Source organism: Xylanibacter sp., from assembly GCF_057607445.1.
Genome location: NZ_DBLZAX010000001.1, coordinates 229,321 through 242,878, shown reverse-complemented (window position 1 = coordinate 242,878; position 13,558 = coordinate 229,321). Strand labels below are relative to the sequence as shown.

Annotated in this window: 10 protein-coding genes and 1 tRNA gene; 4 read left to right on the top strand and 7 right to left on the bottom strand. The window is 49.8% G+C overall.

Annotated features, from left to right (window positions below):
• Nucleotides 1-52 precede the first annotated feature (52 nt).
• Entirely contained in the window at nt 53-787 is a 735-nt protein-coding gene (locus tag ACZMIG_RS01025; protein ID WP_487888865.1) for a biotin--[acetyl-CoA-carboxylase] ligase, read from the bottom strand.
• Between the two features lie 3 nt (nt 788-790).
• Nucleotides 791-1,159: a YraN family protein gene (locus tag ACZMIG_RS01020; RefSeq protein WP_418874734.1), complete on the bottom strand. Its 369-nt coding sequence runs from the start codon at nt 1,157-1,159 to the stop codon at nt 791-793.
• Nucleotides 1,160-1,312: 153 nt separating this feature from the next.
• Here ACZMIG_RS01020 and ACZMIG_RS01015 point away from each other — a divergent pair, with 153 nt between their 5' ends.
• Nucleotides 1,313-1,798 carry a nucleoside deaminase gene (locus ACZMIG_RS01015; RefSeq protein ID WP_418874726.1) on the top strand — a complete coding sequence of 162 codons (486 nt, stop codon included), beginning with the start codon at nt 1,313-1,315 and terminating at the stop codon, nt 1,796-1,798.
• A gap of 188 nt (nt 1,799-1,986) precedes the next feature.
• Here ACZMIG_RS01015 and ACZMIG_RS01010 read toward each other — a convergent pair whose 3' ends face one another.
• The 3 genes from ACZMIG_RS01010 to rsmI form a co-directional block, all read right to left on the bottom strand.
• Nucleotides 1,987-4,314: an outer membrane beta-barrel protein gene (locus tag ACZMIG_RS01010; RefSeq protein ID WP_487888864.1), complete on the bottom strand. Its 2,328-nt coding sequence runs from the start codon at nt 4,312-4,314 to the stop codon at nt 1,987-1,989.
• A gap of 1,093 nt (nt 4,315-5,407) precedes the next feature.
• The gene (locus ACZMIG_RS01005; protein ID WP_021855143.1) at nt 5,408-6,256 is read right to left on the bottom strand and encodes a Cbp1 family collagen-binding glycoprotein adhesin; all 849 of its coding nucleotides are present in this window, start codon (nt 6,254-6,256) and stop codon (nt 5,408-5,410) included.
• 7 nt (nt 6,257-6,263) lie between these two features.
• Nucleotides 6,264-6,959 (bottom strand): 16S rRNA (cytidine(1402)-2'-O)-methyltransferase, encoded by a 696-nt coding sequence (rsmI, locus tag ACZMIG_RS01000; protein ID WP_021855144.1) that lies wholly within the window; start codon nt 6,957-6,959, stop codon nt 6,264-6,266.
• Nucleotides 6,960-7,054: 95 nt separating this feature from the next.
• Between rsmI and ACZMIG_RS00995 the strand changes: the two genes are divergently transcribed.
• The 3 genes from ACZMIG_RS00995 to ACZMIG_RS00985 all read left to right on the top strand — a co-directional run bounded on the left by ACZMIG_RS00995 (nt 7,055) and on the right by ACZMIG_RS00985 (nt 8,913).
• Nucleotides 7,055-7,654, top strand: a complete 600-nt coding sequence (locus tag ACZMIG_RS00995; RefSeq protein WP_021855145.1) for a thymidine kinase — start codon at nt 7,055-7,057, stop codon at nt 7,652-7,654.
• Between the two features lie 11 nt (nt 7,655-7,665).
• Nucleotides 7,666-8,778, top strand: a complete 1,113-nt coding sequence (locus ACZMIG_RS00990; RefSeq protein WP_021855146.1) for an AI-2E family transporter — start codon at nt 7,666-7,668, stop codon at nt 8,776-8,778.
• 62 nt (nt 8,779-8,840) lie between these two features.
• A tRNA-Lys gene (locus ACZMIG_RS00985) sits at nt 8,841-8,913 on the top strand.
• A 776-nt stretch (nt 8,914-9,689) separates the two neighbouring features.
• On the opposite strand, the gene ACZMIG_RS00980 is transcribed toward ACZMIG_RS00985, so the two are convergent.
• Both ACZMIG_RS00980 and ACZMIG_RS00975 read right to left on the bottom strand, forming a co-directional pair.
• Nucleotides 9,690-10,895: an OmpA family protein gene (locus tag ACZMIG_RS00980; protein WP_443732794.1), complete on the bottom strand. Its 1,206-nt coding sequence runs from the start codon at nt 10,893-10,895 to the stop codon at nt 9,690-9,692.
• 31 nt (nt 10,896-10,926) lie between these two features.
• Nucleotides 10,927-13,485 (bottom strand): CotH kinase family protein, encoded by a 2,559-nt coding sequence (locus ACZMIG_RS00975; RefSeq protein WP_487888863.1) that lies wholly within the window; start codon nt 13,483-13,485, stop codon nt 10,927-10,929.
• Between the last annotated feature and the right edge of the window lie 73 nt (nt 13,486-13,558).

Below are 13,558 nucleotides of genomic sequence, written 5' to 3'. Positions count from 1 at the left end.
ATGCATATGACTTTAACTCCTTTAACTACTTCTAACTACTTTAACTACTTCATTATAAAACATACTTCACCTCCTTAAACGCATATCTGCTCAGGCTGCCGTCGTCGCGCCGAAGAACAAGATGACCGTCAGGCTCGATACATTCAAGCTCCGCCATGAAGTCGCCGCCGGCATCCTTATAGGCATGACGGCCGCTGCGGCGATAGAGAGCGGCAGAATAAAGCGACGCCACCTCGTCATAACGGCCCTCATTGACCATGCCGAGATAAACCTCGAAACGGCGGAGAAGCACACCGAGCACCTCATCGGCGTCAATGTCGCGGCCCAATATCTGAGACAACGATACCGGATTTGGCGCATCGCTCACAAACTCACGCTGATTGAGATTGATGCCTGTGCCGAGAATACAGCTGCCTACGTGGCTTCCGCTGATAGTACATTCAGAGAGCGTTCCGCTGATTTTCTTGTCGCGCCAGTAAATGTCGTTCGGCCATTTTATCGTGATGTCGTCGACATATCCGGCAAGAGCGTCACGTATGGCCAACGACTCGGTCTCGAGCATGACATACTGGCGCATAACCGGCAACGCCACGGGATAAACCTTTATGCTGAACGTAAGGTTCTTGCCGCGCTCACTCTCCCACTTGTTTTCGCCCTGACCGCGCCCTGCCGACTGAAAGGAGGCAACGCCCACGGTCATAAGCCGGCCTTCTTCGCCGGAGTATTCGCGCATAAGAACATTTGTCGAGCTGGTTTCGTCAACCTTTATTATCTTTATATCTTCCATTTTTCAATAAGACAGGGGTAAGAAAGCATCCTCAATATGGTTAATCTCGCACGGCCCTCCGGGCACGCCCGTAACCGACACGATGTCGAAGCGCACGGGCATCTCGATGTTGTTGGCCCTGACAAACTTTGCCGCAGCCAGACTCAGGTTGCGTATCTTTCGGGCGTCGACAGCCTGTTCGGGCACCATAAAGTCGGCATTGCGCCTGGTCTTCACCTCAACAACCACCAGACAGTCAGCGTCGATTGCCACAATGTCAATGTCACGGTGGCCGTCGCGCCAGTCGCGCCATATTATCCTGAAGCCGTGCTGCTCAAGATACTCGGCTGCCTTCTGCTCGCCCCAACGGCCTATATTGTTATGCTCTGCCATGAGTTTTTCATGTTGTTTTGAAATGTTGAGCCGCCGTGCAGCAACGTCTTCAGCAACTGCAATGCCGCGGCTGTAATGCAAAAATACAACTTTTCTGCTATACATCAAAGGCTGTTATTGCGAAATGTTGTATTTTTGCACAAAAACAAAGATATGACAAACAACGGCTTTAACAACCACGAAGACAACAAGCAGGAGACACAACAGAAGAAGGACGAACAGTTTATGCGCAAGGCTCTGGCCGAAGCCGAGGCGGCAGGAGAGGCCGGCGAAATACCTATAGGAGCCGTCATCGTGTGTAACGACCGCATAGTTTCGCGTGCCCACAACCTTACAGAAACGCTGTGCGACGTAACTGCACACGCCGAAATGCAGGCCATAACGGCTGCCGAGAACTTCATGGGCGGCAAGTATCTCACCGACTGCACGCTCTACGTAACCGTTGAGCCGTGCCCCATGTGCGCCGGAGCCATCGGCTGGGCACAGATAAAGCGAGTGGTTTACGGTGCAAGCGACGACAAGCGCGGATTTCACATCTACGCTCCAAAGGCTCTTCACCCTAAAGCCGAAGTTACTACCGGTGTGCTTGAGGAGGAATGCAGAACCCTCATGCAGGAGTTTTTCAAGGGAAAGAGATAAACGTAAGTCCGTCATCATCAGGCCATATCAAGTCTCATCCTTCCTTGCCATAAATAAGATAAAAACATCTCATACAATAAACGCAAAGAATGTGTCGGCAAACTTATGCCGGCACATTCTCTGTGTTTATATCAAGACTGTAAGGTTGCTGTTTATTATAAGCCTTGTATGGCTTAAACCCGGCGGAATCACAACGTAGGCGTCTGCCTGTGCATGCCGTCAGAAGTAGGCAGACTGGTCTTCTTTATCTTAGCGCCAAGACTGAAATTCCATGTTGCCGTAAGCATAAGGCGCGTTCTCGAGTGCAGCGTCAGGCGCGTAACCTCCCATCCGTCACCATACATTTTCATCTTATTCTTGTTGTAGAACACGTTGCCCCATACAAAGTTAAGCGACAGCTTGTCTTTCAGCAGCGAAGCATAGGCACCGAAGTCTATCGTATATGTCGCGTTGTTCTCATAGCTCAGCGTTTCGGTCTTGCTCGTAGCACTCATTGCCATGGTAAGGCCTATTCCCTTGTACAGAGTGAAATCATTGTCTGTACTGAACGAGATGTTGGCGTTGCACACCTTCCGTCCCGGCATCTTCTCCTGCATATACACTGCCCCGAGAGTGTTGCGGCTGTACCAGAAGCCGAAAAGACGGCCCGAATATGTAAGCCTTAGCTTGTGATACATCCTGTCGCCAGCATTCTCAGGGCGCGTAAAATATACGCCCGGGCGGCTTCCGTCAGGCTGCATCAGCACCTTAACCAAGTCGTTGCCGAAATTCATAAGATAATCTGCCGACCACGACCTGTTCAGCGAGAAATATACCTGCAGCTGGTTGTACGTCTGCATCTTCAGCGACGGATTACCCACGCTGTAAAGTTTGCTGTTCTGCCATACCACCTCCGGCGAACGGTAATTATAGTTGGGATAAGAGTAATAGCGGAAATAGCCTATATTGAGGAAGCGCCTTTTCTCCCGATTTATGTCCCACTGCAGGACAAAAGTCGGAAACAGGCCTCTCTCTATATTGCTGACATTGTTTTCAGGAGCAAGATAGTCTTTATATATCTGCTCGCCCCATATATAGTTCAGCGCAGCCCTCATGAACAGCTTGCCTATAGTGATGCCATAGCTTGCCCACGCAGCGCAGTCATGTCCCTTATTGACAAAGTGCATGTCTGAAACATAGCCCAGAGTCTCTGTGCCCCTGTTCTGATGCCGGTCTATAAGATAATAATAATTAAATCCGGCCGAAAGCGTCGACCTCTTTGTCAGACCGACCGAAACATAAGGCTCAACCGAAACGCCGTCGAGGTTATACTTGCTGTGTGCCTTGTCAGACGTGATGTCTACCACATAGCGGTTGTCTGTATTTTCGAAACTCTTGTTATATTCGGTCTTCAGCATGAAATAGCTTCGCCCGTCGGCCGACAGACCTTTCTGAAACTGCAGTCCGGCGTTATAGTCTCTATGATTGTTGTCGGTGTTCATCTTCGTTTCCGAATCGCTGCCGATGCTGGTCTGACGGCTGTCGCCGCTGCCGACGCCCACTCCGCCGTAAACGTCGATGCGGTCGAACTTGTTGAACGAGTATCTGAACGAAAGATTCTCATCAAGCGACCTGCCGTAGTTGACGCCCTTTATATGTGTTTCGTCCTTCACGCCTTCATATATGCTTGTCTCTGAATATTCCGGCCTGTAACGCTCATAAGGGCGCGAGTTAAAGAAGTTTCCGATGCTTATCTTTCCTTTAGAGTAAAGAAAATTAAATCCCGGAGAAAACCTTACCGGCGAATAATAATCGGCCTCGCCATACAGCGACACCGAACCGAGCAGTCCGCCTTCGCTGCGCAGATACACCTTCACTACGCCTCCCGTGGCATTCACTCCGTAAGACGCGTCGGCATGAGGTATTATCTCTATGCGGTCGATCATTGACGGTGGGATAGACTTGAGCTGCTCGAAGCTCACTTTACGGTCGTCTACATATATAAGGGTGTTTTCTCTGCCGCGCACACTTATGCTGTTGTTTGTAACGTCCAGGTCGCGCAGATAGCGCATAAAGTTGATCAGGGTCTTGCCCTTGGCCATAGGATTGCCTTTCACCTTGACGACAACGTCGCCCGTAGGTTTCACTTTCGAGTAGTCGGCCATAACCGTCACTCCGTCAAGCATGTTCTTGTCTTCGCTTAACGTTATCGTGCCCATGTCGGTGTCAGCACCTACATTTACGCGTGCGGCATAACCCTCATAGCCTACACATGTAACAGCCACACGATAGCTGCCGGCGGCCACGCTGCCTATGCTGAACGCTCCGGCCTCGTCGGCCACTCCACGATACACCGACGCGCTGTCGGTGTCATTATATACTTTCACTGTGGCATATCCAATGCCCGATTTGCCGTCTTTCTCGCATATACGGCCTTTCAATTTAAATCCGCTGTCCTGTGCATAAATGCAGCCGAAAGCCTGCATGGAAACAAGCACCGCCAACAGCAGCTTACTGATAAAAATATTGCCTTTCATGGTCGATAAGTTTTAACTGATAAACTTTTATACATCGACGCCATAATTACTGTTTCGCATTACTCAAAAACACTTTCTTATCCCATATTGCTATCTTTTTAAGTTTTTGTATTCCACAGCACCTGCATCAGGCAACAAAGCCAATGCTGCTTAATGTGGTGCTTTCTGCACAGAGGCTTATGGTTATCACCTCTACAAAACGATGAACATCACTGGTAGGCTGATCCGGTGTTGGCCACATTTTGTCATATATGCCGGTTTTTCATTTTATTACATTTAAGCCAAGTAGCTTTTTACAAAGATAAGCATTTTTTCTAAAGCCGCCAACGATAAACTTTAATTTTTGATACAGAAACCCGTTTTTTGACAATAAATATAAAACACGCGCAAAAGTATAAACAACGGCATTATCTGCGGCACCATGACGAGGTGCATAAACATAATATAATATAAATAAAAATCAGAATCCGTGGAGGTCAAAAAGGCTTTGACTTTTAAAAAGGCAAAAATCTGAAAGGGGAATGGGCTATTTTGCTTAACATCCTGCACAATTTCCAATTAATTCAACACGGATGTTAAGCAAAACGATGCATATATGTTTCAAATCATTAACCTATCGTTTACGACCCGTAAATGGGCCACTTTTGATGCAAAAGTGGCCGAGTTTTTTATCGCAAACGAATGACTTATAACAGCTAAAACGCCGTTCGCCCCGTTTCATGCCTTACCGTGCCGAAATAAAGCCATGCACGGAGCGGCATGAAACGGGTATGCGGAGCTGCTAATTCAGCACATAGCTTCAACCAAAATCTGCCATTAGACCGCACATAACTTTATCAAATTTGTGCATCATGCTTTCAGTATGTCTTCTTGTTTCTATTGGCGTCTTTTTGTAAGATTTTTCTTGACATAGCCCGCTATGCCTGCGAAAAATCTTACAAAAATCCAGACCGAATACTAACAACCAGATTTGGGATTACCCAAAACGTATGGCACAAAAAATTGGCGGGCAATACCCGTGCCGGATACTGCCCGCCAACAATGCTGACGCAGAAGTCAGAAAAATGTGTTCTCTGAATTATTCTGCCAATATTTATCTAACCTGCACCACGAGATACTTGCTTGTGCTCCAGAATATCTGCGGATTTGTTATGCGCAGCACATACTGGTCTTTAGAGTCGCGCTCAAGCTTGTAACTGCTTGACGGGTGCATCGTAAGGAGTTTTGCAGATTTAGAATACAGCTTCAGCTCCTTGAAGTTTCTGATGTCTATCTTTGTGAAGTAGCTCTTGTTGAAGTTGCCCTGCAGCACCTTGCCGTTAACCAGGATCTGCTGTTCCTTCAGCTCCTTCTTTGTTCCGAACACATACCATGCCGTGTTGAGCTGCTTGTCCTGATTGCTTATTGTCTGCGACTTCTGCTCGCTCTCACCCTTCAGGTTGCTTACATCCTTGTTGAGCGAGTTGATAGTCATGTCGAGCTCCTCGATATGTATGTCCTTTGCCTCGAGCTGTGCGCGGAGATCTTTCAGCTGGTGGTCTTTGTCCTCAAGTTGCTTAACCAGATTCTCTATTGTGCGCTTCATTTCCTCACCCTTAACAGAGCTCTCGCTGACCTGCTTGCGCAGCTTCTCTATCAGCTCGCGGTTCTGTGCCAGGCGCTGCTGTATGAACTGGATGTTCTCGCGTATGCGCTGCTTCTTGTCGGCACCCTCGCCGTCCTTGGCCACGCTCACCCTGTTTTCAGCCTCGTTAATCAGACGGAAGCCCTCATCAATATCGTTCAGGATTCCCATCATGTCGTTTATCTCATTGTCCTTCTGCTCTATAATCTTCTGTAAAGAGTCTGTTTGGCTTACCTGAGGCAGATTAGAACCTGTTTTCTCGTTGTTACATGCGACCAAAGCCATAAAACATGCCGCGAAAAATAATACCTTTTTCATAATGCTATTAATTATTAGGTTTCCTTTCTTTAACGTTCTTGCCGGCCACCACGATGACAAACTCGCCGCGCGGCTCGGTTTCCTTGAAATGGGCTATAAGCTCAGCCAGTGTGCCGCGCACGCTCTCTTCGTGTATCTTGGATATCTCGCGGCAGGCGCTTGCCCTGCGGTCTTCGCCAAAATATTCGGCAAACTGCTCGAGAGTCTTCAGCACTCTGTAGGGCGACTCATAGAATATCATCGTGCGGGTCTCTTCGCGCAGACTGTCAAGCCTGGTTGCACGCCCCTTCTTCTGAGGCAGGAAGCCTTCGAAACAGAATCTGTCGCAAGGCAGTCCCGATGACACCAGAGCCGGCACAAAAGCCGTGGCGCCGGGAAGACACTGCACCGTTACACCTGCACTGACAGCCTCTCTCACCAGGAAGAATCCTGGATCGCTTATGCCGGGAGTGCCGGCATCGCTTATCAGAGCCACCGTGGCTCCGGCCTTAAGCCGCTCCACTATCGACGCCGACGTGCCGTGCTCATTAAACTTGTGGTGGGCATAGAGCTGGTTCTTTATCTCAAAATGCTTGAGAAGTATGCCCGACGTGCGGGTGTCCTCAGCCAAAACCAGGTCGGCCTCCTTCAAGATGCGTATGGCCCTGAGCGTCATATCTTCCATATTTCCCACCGGTGTGGGTACTATATATAACAAGCCCATAATTCGCCACAAATATAAGTTAAATAATTCACGAGTGCAAAAAAACGCTATATTTCTTTGCAATTTTTAAAACGTCTTTGTAATTTTGCGCCATAATGAACAACAATCTGGCAGGCGAGGCACACCGCCCTGGAAGAATAGAAGTTGTGTGCGGATCGATGTTCTCGGGCAAGACCGAAGAACTTATAAGAAGGCTTAAACGCGCCGAGTTTGCAAAGCAGAGAGTGGAGATTTTCAAGCCCGCCCTCGACACGCGATATTCTGAGATTGAGGTGGTCAGCCACGACCGCAACTCCATAATGAGCACGCCGGTCGACTCGTCGTCGTCGATATTGCTGCTGTCGTCAGACATCGACGTGGTGGGCATCGACGAGGCGCAGTTTTTCGACGACGGACTCGTGGCCGTATGCAACGAACTTGCCAACAAGGGCATACGCGTCATCGTTGCGGGGCTCGACATGGACTTCAAGGGCGTGCCCTTCGGCCCCATACCGGCCCTGTGCGCCATTGCCGACGAAGTGACTAAGGTGCATGCCATCTGCGTAAGATGCGGCGCACTGGCCTACGTCAGCCACCGTCTCGTGAACAACGAGAAGCGCGTGATGCTCGGCGAGCAGGCCGAATATGAACCGCTCTGTCGCGAATGTTACCGCAAGGCGCTTGAAGAAGACAAAAACAAGGACAAAACACATTGACACGATAAAATATGCTTGAAGAGAAAATCACTTTCGACAAATTCATACGCTGGATGCTCATAGCCCTGCTTGTCGGCGCCGTGCTGTTCATAACCAACTATCTGAGCAACGTGCTGCTGCCGTTCTTCGTGGCATGGCTGCTGGCCTATCTGCTCTACCCCATCGTAAAGTTTGTCCAGTACAAGATGCACGTGCCCACAAGGGCGCTGTCCATCATCGTCGCGCTGATTTTCGTCATTGCCGTCATAGGGGGGATATTCTATCTCATAGTTCCGCCGATGATAGAACAGTTCGACAAGCTGGGCGATGTGCTCTCGCGCTATCTGCACAAGACTACGCACATAAACAACTTTCCCAGCACCATACGTCAATGGATTGAGGACAACCGCCACGAGATACACCAGTTCTTCAAGCAGAAAGATGTAACAGAGGCCATCAGGAGCGCCATGCCAAAGCTATTCAGCGTACTCGGACAGACGGCCAACATCATCATAAGCGTGGTGGCATCGCTCATAACGCTCATGTACATGTTCTTCATCCTGCTCGACTATGAGGCGCTCACCACCAAATGGATAAAGATATTCCCGCAGAAGGTGCGCCCGTTCTGGCAGGAGCTGATGGGCGACGTGGAGCGCGAGCTCAACAACTACATACGCGGCCAGTCGCTCGTGTCGCTCTGCATGGGCATCATGTTCTGCATAGGCTTCACCATAATAGACTTTCCCATGGCCATAGGCCTCGGCATAATGATAGGCATAATGAACCTTGTGCCCTATCTGCACACCTTCGCGCTCATCCCCACGGTGTTCCTTGCCCTGCTCAAGGCTGCCGACACAGGCCAGAACTTCTGGATAATACTGGCAGGAGCCGTGGCAGTGTTCTGCATCGTACAGATAATAAGCGACATGGTGGTAACGCCAAAAATCATGGGCAAGGCCATGGGCCTCAACCCTGCCATACTGCTGCTGTCGCTCTCCGTATGGGGCACCCTGCTGGGCTTCATCGGCCTCATCATCGCCCTGCCCCTCACCACCATCCTCATAGCCTATTATCAGCGATACATCACCAAAGAAGGCCATGAAAAGGTGCAAAACGAAGAAAAACTAAAAAAAGTTGAAAAATAATTTGGTAGTTTAAGAAAAAAGCCGTACCTTTGCACTCGCTTTACAAAACGAATGGATAAGATGATCCGTTAGCTCAGCTGGTAGAGCACAACACTTTTAATGTTGGGGTCTTGGGTTCGAGCCCCAAACGGATCACAGAGGAGTACCAAACGGTACTCCTTTTTTATTGCATATACTCCACCGTCTAATCGTGCAGAAAAACCTACGATGCAGCTAAGCCAAAACAACAGAAAAGCAACTGACTTTTTTACACAGGGCGCCGGCATACCTTCAAGGCACGTCTCAAAAATCATTAAGCATAATGCCGTTCAACCGGCAACTTTATCAGCATGAGCAGCTCTGACGCGGCATGGATATGTCCCAATGACATAACCTCACCACGCATGGCCGGCACAGGCTCCCCCATGCTGCATGCCCACACGAAGCATTTCTGCGCCTTCTGACGGCTTTTCCGTCAGGCAACGGCATATCTGTAACATAAGCCTTATGCAGGCCCTTAAACGCGAATCTGCCATCAGCCAGCAGATAGCGTTATATGTTTTGTGCGTCCATGCTTTCAGCCCGTCGTCTTGTTTACATTGCCGTTTGATCATTTTCTCGGCATGCCTCATCAGAATCATGGCGGACAGATGAAACTCCCGAAAACAAAAAATCCCATTCACTGCCAAAAAGACAGCAAATGGGATTGAACACAAAACTTTCAATTAGAAAACGAGGATGTGTACGAAGAGGGGCTATAGAAACAGACAAACTCATACCAGACTTGACGCTGTATGCCCGAAAACACATTCAGACAGCAGAGCAAATCCGACTGCAATAAAATGAGCTAACCAGCCCTGACTCCTTGCCACACCCTCGCGCCACTGCGTTGCTGACGCAGGTACGCATCGCAACAAGTCAGACAGATATATTTACTTTGTCTTGGTGATTACGGCACGGCTCATGCGCGGGTCGTCATAGAACATATTGTCCACACCGCCCTTATAGTCAATCTGGAGCTGTGACTTGTCAACACCAAACTCTTTTACCAGGCAGTTATATACAGCCTCAGCACGCTTCTTGCTCAGACGCTCGTTGCCGGCCTTTGTTCCGGTTCCGGCATCAGCATATCCGGTGATGGTGTAAACCGTTGAAGGATCGCCCTGCTTGATTACCTCTGCAAGCATGCCGAGGTTTACGCGAGCCTGATTAGACAAGGTGCTCTTGCCTATCGGGAACACGATGAGGTTGGCAGATGTTATCTGCTTAACTATGGTCTCAGCCTTCTCCTTGTCGTTCTGGTTGAGAGCTTCCTGCAGACGTGCGTTCTCCTCGCTCATGCGGTTGAGCTGCTCGCGCATGGCGTTGATTTCGTCGTTGTTATACACAGTGCGTGTAACGACCTTGCTGCGCTCCCAGCCGCGCGGCTTAAACTTATAGGTAAGACCAACTGCAACGGTGAACATACCTTCGCCGCCGCGGCCTCCGCCCTCGCCGTCGAACTCATCGTTAACCAGCGTTCCGCGCAGGTCAAGATTGAGGTCCAGAGCTGAACACAGACGGAAGGTGTTAAGAAGACCGAAGTGTGCTGATATGTCTGTGGCAGACGGCTCTTCTGACACGTGCATCACGCCGAGACCTCCGTAAGCGCTGAGGTTATACAGGCGTTTCTCATTGTAGCCACATATCATGTTAGAGAGATTGAACAGCACATCAGCATGGAAGTTGAAGTAATTAAACTTCTGCTTCTCCAGCCAATAGCCGTTACCTCCCTTTCCGGGCACATCCTCACCAGTGCTGTGAGCCAAAGATCCCTTCTGTGTGGCACCCTTAACCGAAAGGCCGCTATACATAAGCCTTACGCCTATGCTCGGCGAGAACCACTTGCCAACGGCTACATCGAGAGCCGGCGAAATTCTGTCGCCAAACGAAGCCTGACGGTCATGGTCGCCAAAGTAGACCTGGCCACCAGCGCCAACACTGACAAACCAGTTGCTCCAGAAGCCGTTTGTCTCCACTTTATATTTACTTGAGCTGTATTCCACATATTCTGTGGAACTGGTCTTTTGTTCAGCCTGGGCAAAGGCTGAACCTGCAGCCAATACTACAATGGCTGCCGCGATTGTTCTTTTAATCATATTATGAATTTTTATTCGTTAGATATTTTCATTAGTCTGCGTCTGTCACGAAACTTCCACTTATTATCTGCGCGTTCATCCAGTTCAGACGGTCTGTATATGCCTTCTTCATCGACTGTATTGCCTGGTCGAAGGTCATATCCTCATCACCGTTGAACGCAGCGCCACACTCGTTTTTCAGAGTGCGTGTGGTAGGCCACATTACCGAGTTGAACTTATCTGAAAGACGATTCTGAAGTGCCAGCCGGTCTATCTCTGCCACTACAGCCTGCAAGGCTGCATAAACAGCCGTCCAGCGCGCCTGTAAGCTACTTCTGAACGTCGGGTTTTTAAACAGAAGCGGATACCACATATAGGGCTTGTCGTTGACATAATCAGGATTTCCCCATGGCCACTGTTTTTCGGCCAGCGCCGAAGCTCCATACAGCCACTCGTCCGTGTTACGGCAGTCGTAAGTTCCGCCGTAGGCACGCACCTGATCCGGAATGATAAACGTCTGCCAGTCGAAGTCCCACACCGGGCCCGCTGTCAGTTTATCCTCGCCGTCGATGTACATATATACGCTCTTAGGATGCTTGTATTCATCGTTGAACGTAAGTTCCTGCACAAAGAAATAGTCAATGACGGAGTTGATGTCCAGCTGCTTGTAGGCTTCAGAGTAGTTGCCGTTTTCCAGATTCTGCTCAATTGTCTCAATCTTATCTTTTATGGCATTAAACAGCGTTCCGTTTTCCGGCACTTCATCCTTAAACATGACAGGCAGTCCGCGGTCTGTACGGAAACAGTTGACCTCATCCATCGCGTCGTCGAACTCAAGCAGATAACCGCAGTCGGCAACAGAAGGATTGGGGTTGCCACCGTCCACAACGTCCTCATAGCAGTCCTTGATGTTCACGCGGTCGGCATCAATCTTCACTTTCTCACACAGGAAATAGTTTCCCACATGACGTCCGTTGATAACCAGTTCCACATTCACACCATTAGGACTCCATCCCAGGCCGTCTGTATGTGCACCGGCCGTGCGATGAGCTATGTCGAGAGCAACTGCATTGCGCAGCGAAGTGCGGTCCATCCAGTTGGCAAGCAGCTCCCAGCGCTTGTCGGTAGGCAGTCCTTGTATACCTACTTTCTTGTCGAATTTAAGCGCAAAGGGAAGTTTCGGGAAGTTCTGCGTGGAGTTGCCGCGAAGGCGCGAACCGCATAAAGCAGTTTCCACATCTACCGTTCCATCTGCATTGTATAGCGTAAAATGGTCGTTTCCGCCCCAGTCTTCCTCCTTGCCGCGCACATTTATGCCGGCCTCATCCCAATAGACGTTGCCGCCTTCCTGCTCAAGCACTGCCACCGGCAGCCCGGTGTTTGTAACCTCAACAACATAGGCGCGGTCTTCCTCGCCGTTAGACACGACATATGTCACCGGCTTGCTGAAGTCCTGCTCGTCGGCTCCGCTCGTCTGTGCTTTTCCGTCCACTGTTACGGTCATGCCTTCAGGTATGGTGAACGTGGGCTTCAGCTTGAAGTCAAACAGATAAGGTATGCAGCCGGTAACGCTGTCAGTACCTACCGTCATCACCTCTGCCGTATTAGCCACAGGCTGTGTCTTTCCGTTCTCATACACCAGTTTGGTGCCAAGAATTTTGCCTTCGTTGGCACTTACATCGAATGAGAAACTCTTGAACACAGGACGCTTGGTTACAACCATATCAGAATAGTTGGCAAGCGTCAGCGGGAACGTGTAGCATGTGTTAGCAGCGAAGTCTGCAAGCGAACGGCGGGTGAACTCTGCCTTGTACTGATGTGTCAGAATGGTGATTTTTATATCGTCGTTCTGATGTATGTCAGGGGCACAGGTCATATATCCCGTCAGCTCCTGTCCGCTCGTAAGCGCCGGAGCATCGCTCCATTTCATGGTCAGCTGGTTCACCCCGTCGGCAGCACCTGTCCATGTCACAGCCTTCGAAGCTGCGTCGAACGTAAACTCGCCGCCGAGCCTGCGCCCGTCGGGCAAAGTCAGGATGATGCTTTCAAGATTATCGCCTTCGAGAAGAGTACCCGTGGCGTTGATGCTGAACCTGATAAGGGAAAACAGATGCTCGAACGAGAACTCATATTGTCCGCCATCAGCTGATGAGAACGTTGGCTTGCCTACTTTATAGTCGGCCTCTAACGTTCCGTCGGCCATGTTGTATGCCTGAACAAGCTTCAGGTTTCCTTTAATAGCCGATACATCCGACGAAGAGTTGCCTTCGTCATAGGGATAGTAGGCGTAAGAGGGAGATTCGCCCTGCTTCAGATTGCCTGCGAAGACGGCTTCAGGCGCGGCACTCGTATTTGAAGATACGAACAAGGCGTTTGCCGTTCCGGCGCTTCCATACACACCGATACGGTCGCCCGGCGACCACAATATGCCCACCGAACCGTCTGTCGTAACTCCGTCAACACAAGTACGCGTAGGTGTTGAGCCGCTCATGCGTGCAAGAATCTTCACGTTGCCGGCAGCGTCGCCGCCGAGCAAAGACTCGTCCTGGCATGAAGCAAAGCAGGCTAACGCAATTACTAATGCCGCGTATTTTCGTATAGGATAACTCATTTATCTTATATGATACATTCTTCAACAATGAACTTTCGCTGAAAAACTCAGCGAAAGTTTCATTGTCAATAGT